The sequence below is a fragment of the Bradyrhizobium neotropicale genome (assembly GCF_001641695.1).
GTDB lineage: Bacteria > Pseudomonadota > Alphaproteobacteria > Rhizobiales > Xanthobacteraceae > Bradyrhizobium > Bradyrhizobium neotropicale.
The window spans coordinates 1-19129 of the sequence record NZ_LSEF01000043.1 but is presented as its reverse complement, the minus strand read 5'-3'; the positions used below and the strand labels follow the sequence as shown (position 1 = coordinate 19129).

The 19129-nt window shown below is 62.5% G+C and carries 15 protein-coding genes and 1 pseudogene; 10 read left to right on the top strand and 6 right to left on the bottom strand.

Annotated elements, in window-relative coordinates; all coding sequences use genetic code 11:
* Nucleotides 1-93 precede the first annotated feature (93 nt).
* Entirely contained in the window at nt 94-561 is a 468-nt protein-coding gene (locus AXW67_RS13930) for an NUDIX hydrolase (protein WP_063678346.1), read from the top strand.
* 36 nt (nt 562-597) lie between these two features.
* On the opposite strand, the gene AXW67_RS13925 is transcribed toward AXW67_RS13930, so the two are convergent.
* The 3 genes from AXW67_RS13925 to AXW67_RS13915 are packed head-to-tail and all read right to left on the bottom strand — an operon-like array spanning nt 598 to nt 3554.
* Nucleotides 598-981 (bottom strand): cupin domain-containing protein, encoded by a 384-nt coding sequence (locus AXW67_RS13925; RefSeq protein ID WP_051310475.1) that lies wholly within the window; start codon nt 979-981, stop codon nt 598-600.
* A 20-nt stretch (nt 982-1001) separates the two neighbouring features.
* Complete coding sequence (locus AXW67_RS13920) at nt 1002-1706, bottom strand: SDR family oxidoreductase (RefSeq protein ID WP_063678345.1); 705 nt, start codon at nt 1704-1706, stop codon at nt 1002-1004.
* A 48-nt stretch (nt 1707-1754) separates the two neighbouring features.
* On the bottom strand, nt 1755-3554 hold the full coding sequence (locus AXW67_RS13915) for a thiamine pyrophosphate-binding protein (protein WP_027550139.1): 1800 nt from the start codon (nt 3552-3554) through the stop codon (nt 1755-1757).
* A 223-nt stretch (nt 3555-3777) separates the two neighbouring features.
* Here AXW67_RS13915 and AXW67_RS13910 point away from each other — a divergent pair, with 223 nt between their 5' ends.
* The 4 genes from AXW67_RS13910 to AXW67_RS13895 all read left to right on the top strand — a co-directional run bounded on the left by AXW67_RS13910 (nt 3778) and on the right by AXW67_RS13895 (nt 9571).
* Nucleotides 3778-4689 carry an IclR family transcriptional regulator gene (locus AXW67_RS13910; protein ID WP_063678344.1) on the top strand — a complete coding sequence of 304 codons (912 nt, stop codon included), beginning with the start codon at nt 3778-3780 and terminating at the stop codon, nt 4687-4689.
* Between the two features lie 139 nt (nt 4690-4828).
* Nucleotides 4829-6073, top strand: a complete 1245-nt coding sequence (locus AXW67_RS13905) for an ABC transporter substrate-binding protein (RefSeq protein ID WP_063678343.1) — start codon at nt 4829-4831, stop codon at nt 6071-6073.
* 85 nt (nt 6074-6158) lie between these two features.
* Nucleotides 6159-7034 carry a branched-chain amino acid ABC transporter permease gene (locus AXW67_RS13900; protein WP_063678342.1) on the top strand — a complete coding sequence of 292 codons (876 nt, stop codon included), beginning with the start codon at nt 6159-6161 and terminating at the stop codon, nt 7032-7034.
* A complete protein-coding gene (locus tag AXW67_RS13895) occupies nt 7031-9571 on the top strand; it encodes a branched-chain amino acid ABC transporter ATP-binding protein/permease (RefSeq protein WP_063678341.1) in 2541 nt (846 codons plus the stop codon). The genes AXW67_RS13900 and AXW67_RS13895 overlap by 4 nt, the downstream gene beginning before the upstream one ends.
* Nucleotides 9572-9795: 224 nt before the next feature.
* On the opposite strand, the gene AXW67_RS13890 is transcribed toward AXW67_RS13895, so the two are convergent.
* Entirely contained in the window at nt 9796-10779 is a 984-nt protein-coding gene (locus AXW67_RS13890) for a Bug family tripartite tricarboxylate transporter substrate binding protein (RefSeq protein WP_063678340.1), read from the bottom strand.
* Between the two features lie 445 nt (nt 10780-11224).
* Here AXW67_RS13890 and AXW67_RS13885 point away from each other — a divergent pair, with 445 nt between their 5' ends.
* From AXW67_RS13885 to AXW67_RS13870, 4 genes are all read left to right on the top strand, one after another.
* Nucleotides 11225-11884: a hypothetical protein gene (locus tag AXW67_RS13885; protein ID WP_063678361.1), complete on the top strand. Its 660-nt coding sequence runs from the start codon at nt 11225-11227 to the stop codon at nt 11882-11884.
* Complete coding sequence (locus AXW67_RS13880; protein ID WP_027550133.1) at nt 11881-12150, top strand: HGGxSTG domain-containing protein; 270 nt, start codon at nt 11881-11883, stop codon at nt 12148-12150. Before AXW67_RS13885 ends, AXW67_RS13880 begins: the two co-directional genes overlap by 4 nt.
* A gap of 254 nt (nt 12151-12404) precedes the next feature.
* Nucleotides 12405-13454: a transporter family protein gene (locus tag AXW67_RS13875; protein WP_063678339.1), complete on the top strand. Its 1050-nt coding sequence runs from the start codon at nt 12405-12407 to the stop codon at nt 13452-13454.
* Between the two features lie 452 nt (nt 13455-13906).
* Nucleotides 13907-14380, top strand: a complete 474-nt coding sequence (locus AXW67_RS13870; protein ID WP_063678338.1) for a cupin domain-containing protein — start codon at nt 13907-13909, stop codon at nt 14378-14380.
* Nucleotides 14381-14477: 97 nt separating this feature from the next.
* On the opposite strand, the pseudogene AXW67_RS13865 reads toward AXW67_RS13870, so the two are convergent.
* A pseudogene (locus AXW67_RS13865) lies at nt 14478-15109 on the bottom strand (tyrosine-type recombinase/integrase).
* Between the two features lie 248 nt (nt 15110-15357).
* On the opposite strand from AXW67_RS13865, the gene AXW67_RS13860 reads away from it, so the two are divergent.
* Entirely contained in the window at nt 15358-17454 is a 2097-nt protein-coding gene (locus AXW67_RS13860; RefSeq protein ID WP_161491255.1) for an adenylate/guanylate cyclase domain-containing protein, read from the top strand.
* Nucleotides 17455-17697: 243 nt separating this feature from the next.
* Here AXW67_RS13860 and AXW67_RS13855 read toward each other — a convergent pair whose 3' ends face one another.
* Nucleotides 17698-19050, bottom strand: a complete 1353-nt coding sequence (locus tag AXW67_RS13855; protein ID WP_063678360.1) for an IS1182 family transposase — start codon at nt 19048-19050, stop codon at nt 17698-17700.
* Nucleotides 19051-19129 lie beyond the last annotated feature (79 nt).

The window sequence follows — 19129 nt, the reverse complement described above, 5'->3', positions numbered from 1 at the left end:
GTAGCCGCCCTTGCCGCGGTGGATTGCCCGGAACACGTTTTCCCGGCCATACTTGTTCCCGGCCATACTTGCCGATCGAACACGGAGCCTGCGATGCCATCGAAGAGCGCCGGAATCATCGCCTATCGGATGCGGCCCGACATCGAGGTCCTTCTCGTTCATCCCGGCGGGCCGTTCTGGCGCAACAAGGATCGCGGCGCCTGGTCGATCCCAAAAGGCGAATTTGCGGACGGAGAGGACGCCGAGGCCACCGCGCGACGGGAGTTTGCCGAGGAGCTTGGACTGGAGCTGATGATGCCGCTGATCGCACTGGGCCAGATCAGGCAACGCGGCGGCAAGGTCGTCACGGCCTTTGCTGCCGAGATCGACATCGATACGCGCAACATTCGCAGCAACACGTTCCAGATCGAATGGCCGCCGCGCAGCGGCAAACGGCAAGACTTTCCCGAGGTCGACCGCGCCGAATTCTTCGCGCTTGAAGAGGCAGGCGAGAAAATCAACGAAAGTCAGCGTCCGCTGCTCGCCCGGCTGGCGCAGCTGGTCGGCGGCGGCTCCAGTTAGCTCGCCGCAACCGCCACACGCGGTGCGGTATGCCGCTCAGAGCGGCTTCTCGTCGTCGGTCACCGGCGAGGTGACCACCAGGAACACGAGATCGGTCAGGCCGGAATTCGCGATCGCATGCTCGACGCCGGGCGGCAGGAAGACCACGTCATGCTTGCGCACGACGTGATTTTTGCCCGCGATCTCCATCAGCCCCTCGCCTTCGAGCACGTGATAGACCTGCTCCTGCACCTTGTGATGATGCCGCGCCACATAGGCCATCGGCTGGTACATCGAGATGCGATAGTCGATCCGGCGCGAGCCAGCGGTCTCCGGCATCACCAGAGGTTTTGACAGCGCGCCGCCGAAATGGTTCGCGAATTCGCGCCACGGCACTTCGGCGATGTTGCGGATGAAGGCGCCGTTGCTTTCCTCGGCCATGATCGTGCTCCTTTCGCGTCTCAATTCACCAGCGCGCCGCCGTCGATGTAAACGATCGAGCCGGTAGCGAAGCCGTTGGTCATAAAGCCTGCGATCTGCTGGGCGATATCTTCGGCCATGCCGACCCGTCCGACTGGAAGCGCCGCGGCGGTCTTGGCCAGCATCTCGCGCCGCGCTTCTTCCGGCATCGCGGCGCGGATCGGCGTGTCGATCACGCCGGGTGAAACCGCGTTGACGCGCACCGGCGCAAGCTCGAGGGCCAGTGCCCGCGCGAGTGACTCCAGCGCGCCATTCGCGGCACTGATGATCGCCGAGTTCGGCCGCGGCCGGACGCTGAGGAAGCCGGTGACCAGAGTGAGCGAGCCGCCCGGCCGGATCACGGCCTCGCGCGCCACGCGCCAGGCACCCCAGAACTTGCCCTCCATCGTGGTGCGCACGTCGTCCATCGCGACCGTCTTGAACGGCCCGGTGCGAAGCTGCGCTGCCGTCAGCACGACGTGGTCGACGGGACCGGTGCGGCGGAACAGCTCGGCGACGCTCTCGTCGCTGGTGACATCAGCCGGGATCGCCGTCACCTTCAGCCGCTCGGCGACCCGATCAAGCTTTGCGGCGCTGCGCGAGGCGATGACGACCTCCGCACCTTGCGTCTTGGCAAGCTCCGCCGTGGCAAGGCCGATGCCTGAGGAGCCGCCGACCACGACGACCTTCTTGCCTGCGAGCGTCATAACTGTCTCCTCGATATCTTCTTGATTGGTGATTATCGGACTGCGCGGTCAGCCCGGCTGGAAACGCTTGCCTATACCGGCCTTGCTCTGGCCAAGGCCCGGCAGCTCCCAGACGCCTGCTCCGGCCGGATTGACGTCGGCGGCGATGTCGACGTCGATCAGGTACGGCTTGTTGGCGGCGATGCCCTTGCGGATCGCTTCGCCAATGTCGCCGGCGCGATCGACCCGCACGCCTTCGACGCCGCAGGAGCGCGCCATCGCCGCAAAATCGGGATTGTAGCGCTCGCCCGTCTCGGGATGCTTGAAGTCTGTCGCGAGCTCGCGCCCACCGAGATAGCCGCGCTGAAGCCCGCGGATCGACGCGTAGGCGTAATTGTTCCAGACCACCCAGACCACGGGCAGATTGTACTCGACCGCAGTGCCCAGTACGTTGGCGTGCATGAAGAAGGCGCCGTCACCGCACACCGACACGCAGGGACGATCGGGCGCAGCAAATTTTGCGCCCATCACACCGGCGACGCCAAAGCCCATCGGGCCAAACCCCATCGAGCCGATCAGTGAATCCGGCCGCTTCGGCTTGCAGAACCCGAGCAACCAGTTGTGGTGCACGCCGATGTCGGACACGAGAATCGCATTCTCCGGCAGCGCCTTGTCGATCTCGGCGGCCGCACGCTGCGGGTTGATCGGCGTGGTGTCGTCGGAGAAGCCGGGCGCAACGAACTTGTCCCATTCCTTGCGATATCCATCGATCTGCGCCAGCCATTTCTTGCGCGCATCGGACTTCCTGAAGAGGTTGTCGCGGCGATCGAGCTCGGCATGCACCTGCCGCAGGAAGGTGCGCACGTCAGCCATCAGCCCGAGCGCGACGGGATAGTTGCGGCCGATCTCCTCGGGATCGATGTCGACATGGATCAGCCTGGTCGGCGGGATCGTGAAGGAGTAGCCGGGAATCCACGAGCTCGAGGTGCGGTCATCGAAGCGAACGCCGAGCGCGAGCAACACGTCGGCCTGGCGTGTGGCGTGATTGGCCTGATAGTGCCCTGCGCGCGCCACGAGGCCGAGCGCCAGCGGATGGTTGACATCGAGCGCGCCGAGACCGCTGGCAGAGGCAGCGACCGGAATCTGAAGCCGCTCGGCGAGCTTGCGCAGCTCATCAGCCGCGCCGCCATAGCGCACGCCCTGCCCGACCAGCATCACCGGCCGCTCCGCCGAGAGCAGCATGTCGACCGCTTTCTCGACGCCATCAGGGTCGGCACCGCAGCGACTCGAGATGTTCGCGTTCCACTCGATCGCCTTCGGCGCTTCTTCGGCGGCCGATTCCATGAAGACGTCGAAGGGCACGTCGACCACCACGGGGCCGGGACGTCCGGTGATCATGGTCTTCCAGGCCTGCCGCACCGCGAGCGGCACCATTTCGCCGCGCGTCGGCTGAAACACCTTCTTGCAGATCGAGCGCACCGTGGAGGGAAAGTCGGCCTGATGGTGCCGATACATCTCCTGGAACGCGCCGCGGTTGAACTGGCTGGTCGGCACATTGCCGGTGATCGCCATGAACGGCACGGAGTCGAGAAAAGCGTTGGCAAGCGAGATCGGCAAATTGGCCGAGCCCGGGCCGCAGGACGTGAAGGTCGCCGTCGGCTTGCCCGAGACGCGGTAGTAGACGTCGGCCATGAAGCCGGCGACGCTCTCATGATGCACGGAGATCGTCTTGATCTCGGAGGACCGCTCATACAGCGCGTCGATGAACTGGATGTTGCCGTGGCCGCAGAGGCCGAACACCTGCGGCACTTTCTCCTGGATCAGATAGTCGACAATGACCTGGGCGCCATTGAGCATGTTTCGCGACATCAACCCGTCTCCCTTCGGCCCGACGACTTCTTATGTACCGATGCGGGGAACGCGGCCGGTCATCACTGGGCCGCGGGCACCCTATTTCTCATAATGCTGTACGTCAATTTATATTGTGATAGTCTTCTTCCAGAGGAAACGCGGGCTCGGCTCCGACGCTTGCGTGGTTGCGTGCTAGTGTCGGGCATCGAGTCACGACGGATTGCCAGAGGGGGACCGTTCCTTGAGATCGCGTACCAAGGCCAGCACCAGCGAGAAAGCGGCGAGCCCGCGCAAGGCCGCGGTCGCCAAACTGGTCCCCGCACCCCAGGCCAATGGCGACGACGAAGCCGAGGAGAAGCAACGCGGCGGCGGCGTTCAGTCGCTCGGCCGCGCCTTCTCGATCCTCGAAGAGGTGGCGCGTCATCGCGAAGGAATTGGACTTGCGGAATTGAGCAAGCTCGTCGGCCTGCACAACTCGACGACTTTCCATCTTGCGAAGACGCTGGTCTCGCTCGGCTACCTCCGCCAGGAGAAGGACAACAAGCGCTATCGCATCGGCCGGCCGCTGTTCGCGCTCGCTGCCAGCGCACTCGACGAGATCGAGATGGTCAATGTCGCAACGCCCGTGCTGGAGGAACTGTCGCGCCAGACCAGCGAAAGCAGCCATTTTGCCGTGCGCATGGGCGATGCCGTGATCGTCATCGCCCGCACCAGCGGCCCCGGCGCGTTTCAACTGACCGACCGCGTCGGCGTGGTGCGGCCGGCCCATTGTACCGCGCTCGGCAAGATCATCCTGGCTTCGCTCAGGCCCGAGCAGCTCAAGCGGTTCCTCGATCACGCGGAACTGAAGCCGTCGACGCCAAAATCGATCACCGATGCGGGCGTACTGATGCGCGAGATTGCCGAGGTGCAGCGCACCGGGGTCGCCTTCGACGATGGCGAGTTCAACCCGGAAGTACGCTGCGTCGCCGTCCCCGTGACCGATTTCACCGGGCAGGTGATCGGCGCGCTCGGCATTTCCGGGCCGATCTGGCGGCTCTCCAACCAGGCGCTGCACGCAAGCGCGCAGGTCGTCCAGGCCGCGGCGGGCCGCCTGTCGGCCGAATTCGGCGCCAAAGGCGCGGCGCACAAGGCGCTCACGCAAAAGGTCTGAGGCGCGCAAGCGGCGATTTTGCCGGTTGACACCGGCAACCTCGTTCGGGATTATCCTCCAGCATTAGAAAAACGTCTCTCACAATATCGGATATCCGATGTTGAAGGGAGGCACGCGATGCACCCGGGAGGAGACAGACATGATCCGCTACCGCCGACGGACGTTGTTAAAGGCGAGCGCAGCCTTCGTAGGCGCGTCCGCACTTGGGTTTCCATCGATCGTGAAGGCCCAGGCCGAGAAGATCCGGATCGGGCATCTGACGCCGCTGACCGGCTTTCTCGGCGTGATCGGCAGCTACGCGCAGCTCGGCGTGAGGCTCGCGGCGGAAGAGGTCAACCAGTCCGGCGGCGTTCTCGGCAAGCAGATCGACCTGCTCTCGGAAGACTCGATCAATCCCGCAACCGCCGCCACCAAGGCGCAGCGCATGCTGGAGCAGGACGGCGCGGTGGTGCTGCTCGGCGAGATCTCCTCGGCCTCCTCGCTCACCATCATGCAGGTCGCCGAGCGCAACAAGAAGGTGTTCTTATCGACCGGCGCGCGCTCGGATGCGCTGCGCGGCAAGAACTGCAACAAGTACTCCTTCCACTGCGATATCCCGAACACCGTGATGGTCAACGCGGTCGGCACCGCGCTGTCGCAGAAGGGCATGGTGAGGGGCAAGAAGTTCTTCACGCTGACGGCCGACTACATCTTCGGCCACGACCTGTTGAAGGCAGCGAAAGGGTTCTTCGGTTCGCACGACGCCAACCTGATCGGCGACGAGCTGATCGCGATCGACGTCACCGATTTCAGCCCGTATCTCCTGAAAGTGCGGCAGGCCAAGCCCGACGTGGTCTGCTGCAACCTCGCCGGCAACCAGGTCACCAATCTCGTCAAGCAATATGCCGAGTTCGGCCTGCCCTATCCGCTGGTCGGCTTCAACCTCAACACCGGCGATGCCTGGGCGGCCGGCGCCGGCAATCTCGGCGGCACCTGGCCGACGGTGTGGTATCACACGCTGATCAATCCGGCGTCGCAGGCCTTCGTCGCGGCCTTCACCAAGAAATACGGCAAGCCGCCGGAGAACCACGCCTGGATCGAATATGTGACGCTCAAGCTGCTGGCAGAGGCGATCAACACCACCAAGTCGACCGCGAGCGACGAGCTGATCGCCTATTTCGAGAAGCAGACGCAGTTCGACATCATGAAGGCGCGCAAGGCCTATTTCCGCTCCTGGGATCACCAGATGGTGCAAGAGGCCTATCCGTTCACCGTGAAGCCGAAGGACCAGATGAAGGACCAGTGGGACATGCTGGTGCTGGGCGAAGCGGTGCCGGCCGCAAACGATCCGCTGGAATCGATCTATCCGACCAGGGAACAGAACCCCTGCGAGATGAAGGCCTGACGCGCACGCGCGCGGCAAAGCCGATTGGCGGTCAGCGGCGCCGGCACGAACGCCGGCGCCGTTTTGCCACAGCGATGGACGCAACATGCAGTTCGAGTTCTTGCTGGAACAGGTGGTGAATGGTCTCGTGCTCGGAGGCTATTACCTTCTCATCGCGCTCGGGCTGTCGCTGATCTTTTCCGTCGGCGGCATCGTCAATCTCGCGCATGGCGCCTTCTACGCGCTCGGCGCCTATGTCTTCGTCGAGCTGGTGAAGCATCTCGGCTTCGGCGCCTCCGTGGTGATCTCGCCGCTCGCGGTCGCCGTGCTCGGCATCCTCTTTGAGCGCTTCATCCTGCGCCGCTTCTACACGGCCGACCCGATCCTCAGCCTGCTCGTGACCTTTGGCCTTGCGATGGTCGCGGAGCAGGCGATTCGCATGATATGGGGCGCCGCACCGGTGTCGACCGAGATCCCGCAAAGCTTCCGCGGCTCGGTGATCCTCGGCGACTTCCTGTTCTCGCGCTACCGCCTGCTGATCCTCGCGGTGGTCGCCATCGTGCTGGTCGCGGTCTGGCTGTTGCTGCACAAGACCTCGTTCGGACGCGTGGTGCGCGCCGGCATCCAGCGGCCGGACATGGTCGCCGCGCTCGGCATCCGCCTGCAGCCCTACATGACCGCGATCGTCATGCTCGGCGTCGGCATGGCCGCACTCGGCGGCGCCTTCTTCGCGCCGATCACGACCGTCCATCCGGCGATGGGCGCGGACATCATGACGGTCGCCTTCGTCGTCGTCGTGATCGGCGGCCTCGGCAGCTTCTGGGGCGTCGTCATCGCCGCTCTCCTCGTCGGCGTCGTGCGCGGCATCGCCATTCATTTCGAGCCGGCAGCCGGTGAGGCCTCGATCTACATCCTGATGTTCCTGGTGCTGCTGGTCCGCCCGCGCGGCCTGCTCGGCGAACGCATCGAGAAGTTCGAATGACCCGTGCCTCGACCATCGACCGACTGAGGCCGCTGCTGATCGCGACTGCGGCGGTCATTGCGCTGCCGTTCGTGCTCAGAGCATTCGGCCTATCGGTGAACACCGGCACCTGGATCGTCGGACTGGCGATCGCGACCATGGGGCTCAACCTCTGCATCGGCTATACCGGCCTCGTCTCGTTCGGCCACAGCGCCTGGTTCGGCATCGGCGCCTACGCCGCCGGCCTGATCCAGCTGCGCTTCTTCCCCGGCGAGATCTGGCTGCCGCTGCTGTTCTCGATGGTCGTCGTCGCGATCGCGTCGAGCGCGATCGGCATGCTGATCCTGCGCCGGCGCGGCGTGTACTTCTCGCTCCTGACGCTCGCGCTGGCCGCGCTCGTCTACACCACCGCCTTCCGCTGGACGAGCCTGACCGGCGGCGAGGACGGCCTCGGCGGGCTGAAGCGCGGCGATATCGGCCCCATGAGCCTCGACGGCGCGCTCAACTATTATGCGGTGGTCGCTATGATCGGGCTCGTCGCGCTCTATGTCCTCATGCGCCTCGTGCGCTCGCCGTTTGGGCATGTGCTGGTGGCGATCCGCGAGAACCAGTTGCGCGCGAGCTTTCAGGGCTATCCGATCGAGCGGTACAAGCTCGCGGTGTTCGTGATCTCTGCCGTCATCACAGGCCTTGCCGGCGCGCTGATCGCGTTCCTGAACTATCTCGTCTCGGCCGAAGCCGTCTCGGTGCCGTTTGCCGGCGAGCTTCTGGCGATGGTCGTCATCGGCGGCATGCGCAGTCTGCTGGGACCTGCGCTCGGCGCGCTGTTCTTCATCCTGTTCCGCGAGCTGTTCTCGATCTGGACGTCGGACTGGCTGTTCTGGTTCGGCCTCACCTTCGTGGCCTTCGTGATGTATTCGCCCGGCGGCCTCATCGGGATCGGTTCGCTGATCATGCGCCGCTTCCGTCCCGCCGCGGAAGAGTCCGCCGCGATGAGCCGGCGCAGGATCTATGACGGCCTGCCGCTGCCCGACTTTTTGCGGCCGGAGGCGCCAAGAGGCACTGTGCTCGAGGTCGGCGCCGTCTCCAAGAAGTTCGGCGGCATCCGCGCGGTCGAGAATGCGAGCATCAATGTCGCCGCCGGCGAGATCCACGCGCTGATCGGACCGAACGGAGCCGGCAAGACCACGCTGTTCAACCTGGTCTCCGGCCTCTACGCGCCCGATCAAGGCACCATCCGCCTCAACGGCCGCGACATCGCCGGCGTGCCGGCGAATTTGATCTGCCATCAGGGACTGGCGCGCTCGTTCCAGATCACCAACCTGTTTCGCGGCCTGACCATCTACGAAAATCTGCGCCTGTCGCTACAGGCGCGGCGGACGATGCGCTTCAACATCTGGAACGACATCGACGCGTATGAAGAGATCCACGCCGAGACCGCCGCGCTGATCAAATTCCTCGGCCTCGAAGGCATCGAGGCCATCGAGGGCGGCGAGCTCTCCTATGGCGGACAGCGGCTGGTCGATCTCGGCATCGCGCTCGGCTCCAAGCCGCAGGTGCTGCTGCTCGACGAGCCGCTTGCGGGCCTTGCCGCGGCCGAGCGTGAGCGGGTGTCCAACCTTGTCAAGAACATCGCCGCCAACATTCCCGTGCTGATCGTCGAGCACGACATCGACCGCGTGCTCGGCTTCTCACAAATCGTCACCGTGATGAATCAGGGTGAGGTGCTGATGTCGGACTGCCCCAAGGCGGTGCGGGCCGATCTGCGCGTGCAGGAGATCTACACCGGCAAGGGCATCCCCGCCGTCGAGCATCAGCGCAGCGGCGAGACCGTGGGCGAGCGCGCCACCGTGCTGCGCCTCGATCGCGTCAACACCTTCTACGGCAAGAGCCACATCCTCAGCGACGCCGCGCTCGACGTGCGCGAAGGCGAGATCGTCGCGCTGCTGGGGCGCAACGGCGCCGGCAAGTCGACGCTGCTGAAGACCATCGCCGGCCTCGTGCCGGCGGCAAGCGGCAGCATCAGCTATCGCGGCGACGACATCGCAAGCCTCCCCGCGCCCGACATCGCGCGCCGCGGCATCGGCTATGTGCCGCAGGGACGCGGCCTGTTCGCCGGCATGACCGTGCGCGAAAACCTCGCGCTCGGCCGCCTTGCGCGCAAGACCGACGGCCGCGGCGGCGTGGTCTGGGACGAGGAGCAGATCCTGCACTATTTTCCGCGCCTGAAGGAGCGCACGAACGTCGCGGCCGACTATCTCTCCGGCGGCGAGCAGCAGATGGTTGCGGTCGCCCGTGCGATGTCGGGCAATGTCCGCCTGCTGCTGCTCGACGAGCCCTTCGAGGGCCTTGCGCCGGCCGTCACGCTGGAGCTGTTCAAGGTGTTCGACCAGCTCCGCCGGCACATGTCGATCGTGATCGTCGAACACAATCTCGACCTCGTGCTGGCGCTCGCCGACCGCGTCTTCGCGCTGGAGCGCGGCGCCGTGTTCCACCAGGGACCGGCGGCACCGCTGCTCAACGATCTCGGCTATCGCAAGCAGATCCTGTGGCTGTGACCGAAACAGGTGCGCTTCCTCTCCCGCTTGCGGGAGAGGGCTGTGGAGAGGGTGTCTCCGCAACGGGACAATCCCAAGCGGAAAGAACCCTCACCCGGCGCTACGCCAGAGCCGAGGCTTCGCCTCGGCGTCTCTTAGAGGAACAGCCGCCGAAGGCGGCCTATGCCTCTCCCGCTTGCGGGAGAGGTACAGCGGAGCCTGCCGCTCCATCATGCACAAGCCCCCTACTCTGACTTGATGTTCGCCGCCGCAACGACCTCGGCAAGCTCCCTGGTCTCTTTCGCGATCTTCGCTGCATAGTCGGCCGGGCTCAGCACGGACACGACGCCTTGCGTCCCCAGACGCTCCTGCAACACCGGATCGCTGGCGGCCGCGACGATCTCCCGATGCAGCGTCTCGATGATCGGCGCAGGCGTCGCCTTCGGCAGGAAGAATCCGACCCAGAAGCTGATGTCAAAATCCGGATAGCCCGCTTCCGCGACGGTCGGCACGTCCGGCAGCGACGGCAACCGCTCAGCCGAGGATACCGCGAGCGCGCGCAGCTTTCCGGCCTTGACCAGCGGCACGGCGGAGAGCGGATCGAACACCGCCAGCACCTCCTGCGCGAGGATGGCCACCTCGGACGCCGAACCGCCACGATAGGGCACGTGGATCATCTTGATGCCGGCGCGCTGGCTCAAGAGCTCCATCGCGAGATGCGCGAGGTTGCCGTTGCCGCCCGAGCCGTAAGCGAGCTCGCCAGGCGCCGCCTTCGCCGCGGCAACGAGATCGGCCACGGTCCTGATGTTGGCGGTCTTCGGGTTCTCGGGGTTGACCACCAGCACGAGCGGCGCCGAGACGACGGTGGTGAGCGGCGCGAAGTCTCGCTGCGGCTCATAGCGAATATCCTTGAACAGCGTCGGATTGAGCGTGATCGTCGATGAGTTGCAGACGAGGATCGTCTGTCCGTCGGGATCGGCGTGCGCCACCACCTCGGCGGCGATCATGCCGTTGGCCCCTGCCCGGTTCTCGACCACGAAGGGCTGTCCGAGCTTGTTGCCGAGCCGGTCGCCGACGATGCGCGCCACCACGTCGACCGGACCGCCCGCGCTGAACCCGACCATGACCTTGACCGGACGCGCCGGGTACTTTTGCGCGTGGGCCTCGGTCGGTAGCGCGGGAATGCATAATGCGGCGATGACAGCCAGCAGGCGACCCGTTCGTTGCATGTCGTTCTCTCCCCGGACGTCGGCGCCACTTGTGCGTGTTGATGCGACGCATTCGGGGACATGATTATCGCGCGCGAGGCTTTCCGCAATCGCGTTTGCACATGCCGCGACAGGTATCAATTCCGCCGCGCGGTAAGTGACGGACAGGCCGGGAGGCCAGGGCTCCAAGCAAAACCTGAAAAACAACCCCATGCAAAGTAGCGGGTGGCTGCCTGTGCGAAGCCGCGCGCCTCGTAAACCCGTTTGACACGTCGGGCAAAACAGGCGCACGATTGTATCATTGCTGCAAGCCGTGAAGCGCCCCTGCCCGTCCCGGCCACGGGCGCTTCGACATGATTGCGCGCACGCCCCCCTCATCGATCTCCGAAGCCAACAACGCGCCGGTGCGCGCGACGGCCATGCGCGCGTGCATGCCGTCGCCTGCACGGCCAAAGGAAACACTGACATGTCAACATCTCCGAACGCCACCATGACAGCCGCGGTCACGGCAAACGATCGCACCGCGATCGCCGCAACCCCGAAGATAAAACTCTCCCGCCGAAAAATTTCGATCGACCATCCGGATCAGGAAGCCGGCGAACGGCTGCTGGCCGACGCGCTCGGCGCCGTCGACCGCGACGCGCTGCAGGGCATCCTGAAGCAACTGGTGAGGGCCAGCACGATCGGCCAAAACCCCGACAAGGCCAATCTCGCCTTCATGATCTCGATGATGAAGAGCATCGGCCCAAAGGATTCCATCGAGGCCATGCTGGCGGCGCAGATGGTGTCCGTGCACGTGACGGCGATGCGATGCGCCTATCGTCTCGCCTGCGCCGACGACATCCCGCGCCAGGACAGCGCCGCCCGCGCGCTCGGCCGGCTCATGCGCGTCTTTCCGGCCCAGGTCGAGGCGCTGAGCCGCTATCGCAACAACGGCGAGCGGGCGATCACCGTGCAGAACCTGTCGGTGCAGGACGGCGGAAAGGCGATCGTGGGGAACGTGACGCAGCATGCGAGGGTGATCGTAGGTGAGCCGGACCCAGCGGACGCAGCGATGCTTTCCGCGCGTGACGCCAGCAAACGGGAGCACGAACAAACCGAGGTCCAGCAAGGCGCCGCTGCATGAGCGGCGGCCACGCCCCCAACACGGGCCCAATGCTGGCAAGCCCGCGCTGCGGCGCGAGGACCCGCAGCGGCCTCGCCTGCCGCGCACCGGCCGTGCAGGACAAGACGCGCTGCCGCATGCACGGCGGCGCCGAGGGATGCGGTGCGCCAAGGGGAAATCGGAATGCGCGGAAGCATGGGCTGTTCACGACGGAGGCGATCGCCGAGCGGAGGCAGATGCGGGCGTTGCTGGACGAAGCGCGAAAGCTGCTGAGAGAACTGACGTGATTTTCCGGAGAAACTTCGGCTCAAGGCAAGCAGGCGAAGACTGCAGGGTTTTGGTTCGCTCCTCGCGCCTCCGAAGGGGTGAGATCGATACGACTGGTAAGCGTCGCTGCAGCGCGTTCGCCTCTTCAGCTTTTTATTCGCACTGTTGCCAAGCGATCACAGCATTCCTCTCCATCAGGAGTACCCTCTCGTGGGGTTCTTGCAATTTGTGGGGGAAGATCCAGTCCGGCCTCGGCCATACGAGGAGGGAGCAGATGGCTGTGAAATCCTGGTGGAGTATCTTGTCAACTGGAGTCGCTGCGCTGCTCGGCAGCATCATCGGCGGCGGTACACCTGCGATCGCCGCCTCCGACAACAACCCAAGAACATACGCGGGAGACTACCAGGGCGGATCGCTTCCGATCGGGACCTTCATTGCGTTCCAATACGGAAGCTTTGCGCATGCCGATACCTTCGTCGATCCCACCGGACACGCGCTGCCGAACTCGCACGCCAATACCTGGGTAGAGTTTACGCGCGTGACGTATTTTGGCGAGCTCGCGGATCATCCCTTCGTGATCGAGGCAGACCTGCCATTTGCGACACTGACGGATGTGAATATCCCGGGCACCAACAACCGCGTTGCTGGGGGACTCGTCGACCCGGTGTTTCACATGACCTATTTCTTCATCTCCGACGCGAAGGTCCAGCGCTGGTTCGGGCTCACGAATTTTCTCTGGCTGCCGCTCGGGCGCAGCTACGACAACAGGAGCGCCGTTAACGTCTCGACACCGGGGCAGCTCACCGACACCCCTCAGTTCGGCTACACCGAGGGACTTGGCAAGATTTCGCCAAGTCTCAATGGGATGTTTTTCGATCTGATCGCCAATGCGTCGTTCCACGGCAACGGCAACAGTCCTCTCGAGGTGGTCAATCCGCCTGGCGCCCCGCTCCCCGGAGTCTTGAGATACGATGCGTTGACGCAGCGGCCGTCGTACGACGTCAAGGCCTTCCTGCGTTACAATCCGAGCACGTTCCTATTTGCCGCCGTCGGCATAGAGAAGTCCTGGGGTGGCGAGCAGATAGCCACAAACGGCAGATTTGTCCCCGCCGGACTGCCGCTCACGATACCTCAGCCCGATATGTCGCTCGGCCGAGATGACTTCTTGAGGGGCCATTTCCAATTTCAAATCCCGCTCGCTCAGGATTTTACCATAGCCGGTGACGTGTTTCACGATTTCCAGGCGAAGGGCGGGTTCAGGGAGAACATCGGGGTCGAAGTCCGCCTGGCCAAATTCTTCTTTCCGCCATCGCGCGCGAATTGAGGCCCCTTTGACTGGATCGATGTGGTCGAAGGCTGGATCAGCCGCCACCAGCGCAATATGTCGCGAAGGGCCGGGAGCAGACTTCGCACCTGACCCGGGCATGTCTCAAGCGCCCTGAGCAGATAAATAGCCCTCAGGTCTGTTTCATCTTGCTGATGGTAGACTCGGGCACCCCCGCAAAATTGTTCGCCAGCAAGTGACTGGCCAGCTGAATTTCCAGGTGCTGAAGTCCTAGCATCAGTCCGCTCTGGGCATTCCGGATGCACGGCGGCGAAGTGGTGACCTTCACCCAGTCAGTCCTGACAGATGATGGCGCATGCTTGCCTCAATGCGACCGGAGGTGGTAGATTTATTTGCCCGAGAGTTCTCGTGAGCAATTGTGCCGCGAACTCGCGGTGCGGACTCATTAACGCGAAGCCATAGCCTGATCGAGGCCCAGGGAGAATTCAGACATGACGTACGCAATTTCCACAAGGCCGGAACCTTCATTGATTGGCCTTGCGACTGCGGCGTTTCTCACGCTGAGTGGGTCGGTGCCGGCTTTTGCCCAGGATGCAGTTGTCGCAACACTTCCTCAGGACATTCATTTCAAGGGACCCGACGGGGCGGTGGGGATCGCTGTCCTATATGGCGACCCGAAAAAAGCGGAAGTGTTTTCGGAACGGGTGAGAATCCCAGCTGGCTTCAAGATCATGCCGCATTGGCACGGTGAGACACGAACGGCCGTCGTTTTGTCCGGCACATTTTATTACGCGAACGGTGACCAGTGGGATGAAAGTAAATTCAAGGCATACCCGCCCGGCTCGTTCTTGATCGAGCCAGCGAAAATCTCTCATTACGCGATGGCAAGGGACGGCGAGGTGGTTCTTCAAGCGATGGCTGTCGGTCCGGCCAGCACCACCAGGATTGAACAAGCGAAGAAGTAGATTAGCGGTTGCGCACACGCCTCAGCCTGAAAGTTCGCTACTGGCCCGAAGCTGCTGATGACCGATGGGCAGAGCATGTCTGCTCTGCCCCGGTGATTCAGACATCAACTTGTTCAGCTATCGCGAGCGCGTCGTCCACCTCGATGCCGAGATAGCGCACCGTACTTTCGATTTTGGTGTGGCCGAGCAATAGCTGCACGGCTCGTAAATTTCCCGTACGTCGGTAGATCAGCGTTGCCTTGGTCCGGCGCAGGGAGTGGGTGCCAAACACGCTCGGGTCAAGCCCGATGCTTGTCACCCAGTTGGCAAGAAGGCGAGCGTATTGGCGGGTTGTCATCGACTGATCGCGCCTACGGCGCCCAGGGAACAAGTACTCACCTGGCCTCTTGCCGGCTTCCTTCAAGAAGTCATCAGCGGCTTGCCGGGTTTGATCCGTCAACTCGAACTTGACCGGTCTCCCGGTCTTCTTCTGCTGGACGGTCGCACGATCGACCGCATAGCCATTGGGAGCAACATCTTCGACCCTCAACGCGACGACGTCGCAACCACGCAACTTGCTGTCGATCGCGAGGTTGAAAAGGGCGAGGTGCGGGTTCGTCTTTCGATCAGGAGCCGGGTTCGGATAGACCAGACTTGGTTAGGCCGCAGCGGAGGTTTGGCTCCGATCAGCTTTCCCTTGTTCCAGGGTGTCCGGCGAGCTTTGGTGAAGAGGTTGTCTTCCTCGGGCATGATCGCACTCCTCAGTTTGCGAGGATGTCGAGCATGCGTGATGACGCGCAGATTGTGTCTGCTTTCAGAGGTTTGCGGCCATAGGGCCACCGCAGGCCGCCTTAGGTCCGCAGCGAATGACCCACAGCGGTCCTCTGTTGATTTAGATCAAAGTGACAACGTTGCGCCTACCTGATGATGGCCGCTGGAGTTGACGTATGTCTGATGGTCGGACCCACACACTCCGTGCTCCGAGGCTGAGCCTCGTCATGCTGGTGTTATTTGTCTGTCTCAGCATTCCAATCCTCATTTTCATTCTCGTATACAACTACCAGAGAAACGCCGCGGCGATGGTTTCCACGCTCGATGAGGCGGTGGCGAGTACAAGTCAAGTTAGCACCGAGAGCGCCGAAAATCTCATTCATCCCGTTGGAGAAACTATCCGTCTGCTCGCCGGGATGGCCGGGGCCGATCCGAATTATTTCCGGACGGAGGCGAGTGCCGACCTGCTGTACCGAGCGTTGACCTCGGCCGAACAGATTGACGCCGCCTACGTAAGTTTCGAAGACGGTTATCATCGCGTGGTCACGCGCATGGACGAGGATCGGCGCCGCTCTGATCCCAAGATCCCCGCGACCGCAAACTGGCATTCAAGCTATATCGATGATTTCTCAGCTGGTCAGAACCGCGCACGGCACCGAACCTTCTTTGATACGTGGGGGCATGTTGTCGGCGGTTACAGCGTGCCAAGCAAGTTGGATATCCGGGTCTTAGAGGGCTATCCCCAGACCAAGGCGTCTCGCGACCTCGCTGTCACAGAGCCGAGTATCAATCCGGATACAGGGTACCCCATCCTCTCTATCCGGTACCCAATTTTGCGCAATGATGAATTCATTGGCGCCGCCTCCGTCAACATCACAATGGACGTTCTCTCTCGCTTCCTCGCGAACCATCGCGCCAGCGCCCATAGTACGAGCCTGATCGCGGACCAAAGCAACGGCAGGATCATCGCTTCAGCTGTGCGAGAGCAGAGCGTCCAGCCGATTGACGGCAAATTGACGGTTGCGACACTGGACAATGTTGGCGATCCGAACGTGCGCGCGGCAGCTCGTATTCGAAGGGAGACCGGTCGGGGTCACTTCCTGTTCAACTCGCCGGTAAATGGCGACGAGGTAAGTGCATCCTTCGTGAAATTTCCGGACAGTTTCGGGAAGCCGTGGCAGACTATAATACTGACGCCCACGAACGACTTCATCGGCAATCTCAAGGAAGCGAATCGAAAGTCGGTGCTTGTGATTATCGGACTGATAGCCGTCGAATTGCTCTTGATCTATGCCTTGTCGAGGCGACTCTCGCGTCCGATCGAAGACATCTCGCATGAATTGGAATCCGTCGAAGCTCTTGCATTTGAGGCTTCCCCGATTCGTGGCTCAAATATAAAAGAGATCGCACATCTGCAATCGGCGGCAGCGCTGCTTCGCAATTCGTTACGATCGTTCTCATCGTTTGTGCCGCTCGACGTTGTGCGAGAGTTGATCAAGTCCAGAACGCCTCTGACCCTGGGCGTGGAACAACGGTACTTGACCGTTTTCTTTTCTGATTTGGAAAACTTCTCGTCTCATGCGGAACAGTTGGCGCCTAACGATTTGCTCAGTCAGTTGTCCGTCTATTTCGAGCAAGTCTCGGGCGCGATCTCTCAGGAGCATGGGACGGTTGACAAGTTCATCGGCGATGGGGTCATGGCTTTTTGGGGCGCGCCTGTGCCGCGCCCTGACCACGTTCTGCGAGGCTGCACCGGCGCATTGAGAGCGGCGCGCCGGATGGAGCGCATCAATGAGCGATGGGAAGCGGAAGGTCGACCGAAATTCGGCATCCGAATTGGGTTGCATTCCGCGAACGTTTTGGTCGGTAATGTCGGTTCCAGCGAGCGTCTCAATTACACTGTGATGGGTGACGGAGTGAATGTGGCCGCCCGTCTCGAAGCGGCCAACAAGACATTCGGCACAACGATTTGCATCAGCGACAGCGTCGTTGAAGCCGCAGGACCCGATCTGGTCGTCAGGCCGTTGCGAAAAACCAGGGTGAAGGGGCGCGAGCATGAGTTCATGATTTACGAGTTGTTGGGGCTCAATGGAAGCAACGACCCAGAGATTGCGGTTCGTGGAAAGGACGCCAAGTTGAGCGTGATGACGCGGAGCGCGTCTGACGCTTTTGAAAGAGGCGACTTCACGGAAGCGTCGCGTTTGTATCGGATGATTTTGCAGGATTTTCCACATGATCCCGTTGCGAGATCTATGCTTGTCGCATGCTCGTCCAGTGGCACACTCAAAACGACCGTTGAGGCAGTTCTAAGCACCGGCTCGTGAGTGTGCCTGACCCTAGGACGATCTCATCTGTTGCGCCAAGCAACACGGGGACTCCGACCAGATTCTGATGGGCTATTCTGCAAGAACCGTGCGATCGTCTCGAGTCTGGCATTCTAAGGCCAATCCTTAGCGCCGTCTCGGCAATGCCAAGATGTCTGGTATTGGCCGATTCCGTTGAAAAAGGCGGCAGTAATCCGATGTATTGGCGCCCGCGCCGATGTAGCCGAACGGCTTTGCTGACCCTTATGCGGGCTTGAGGGTTTGCATCGGGATCAGCTTGGCCAGCTTGCGAAGGTTCTGAGCGGTGGCTGCGAGGGTGAACTCGTCGCGCGCACCGTTTGGGCCTCGTAACCGTAAACGGTCGAGCTTGAGAATGCGCTTGAGGTGCGCGAACAGCATCTCGATCTTTTTGCGGAGCCGACGCGAAGTGCGCCCCTCCCACGATCTTGCGATCTGGCGCGCCATGTCGCGAGCGCCCTCGTAGATCGAGCGCGGCACCCTCCGTGAAGCCTGCTTGGGGCAGCACTGGGACTTCAATACGCATCGATCGCAATCGCGCTTGATAGCGAGGTAAAGCATCGTGGCTCCATCGTTCACCAGCGCTCCGGTCGTGGTGAGGATCTTGCCGTCAGGACAGCGGTAGACGTCCCTTGCATGATCATAGGTGAAGTCTTCGCGCGAGAAGATCCCATCTGTGCGTGCCGACTTGTCGAACACTGTAACGTGTGGCTCGATGCCATGCTCGTAAACCAACCAGCCGAGCATCTCGGCTGAGCCATAGCCGCTGTCGCCGAGAAGCCGGTTCGGATAGAGATCGAACCGCTCCAGCGAGCGCTCAATCATGCGCTTGGCGGCCAACACCTCCGCCTGCCGGATGGCCGTGGTCGCCTCGACATCGACGATGATCGCGTTCTCGACGTCGACCAGGTAGTTCGTCGAGTAGGCGAAGAAGGCTTGGCCGCCGTGCGCCCCCGTCCAGCGCGCCGCCGGGTCGGCAGGCGACACGAACTTCGGCGTGACCTCGGTCGCTGCGCCGAAAGCGGCATCATCGAGGACAGCCAGATACTCATTGATCGCTCGGCCGGCGGCCTCCGGTGGAAGTCCCTTGTCGCCTTCGATTCCCTTCTGCCGATTGGCGTCGGCCTTGATCAGGCTCGCATCGACTGCAAATCCTTCACCGCCGACCAGCCGCTCCTCAATACAGCGGTGTAAAACGCTCTCGAAAACGCGACGGAAGAGATCGCTCTCCCGGAAGCGGCCATGCCTGTTTTTGGAGAATGTCGAATGGTCCGGCACCGCCCCTTCCAGACCCAGCCGGCAGAACCACCGGTAAGCCAAATTGAGGTGGACCTCATCGCACAGCCGCCGCTCCGATCGGATCCCGAAGCAGTAACCGACTAAGAGCATCCGGATCATCAGCTCGGGATCGATCGAAGGTCGGCCAATACTGCTATAGAAAGGCGCCAGGTCCTTCCTAATCTGTTCAAGGTCGACAAATCTATCGATCGACCGCAGCAGATGGTCGGCGGGAATATGCTTCTCGAGCGAGAATTCGTAGAACAACGCAGCCTGTTCGACTTGCCGATGTCCCATCATGATCTTCAGTCCTGCCACCTAGACAGACTGAATCACTGATCCCTCTGCGTCGCAACAGCCGCCTTTTTCAACGGAATCG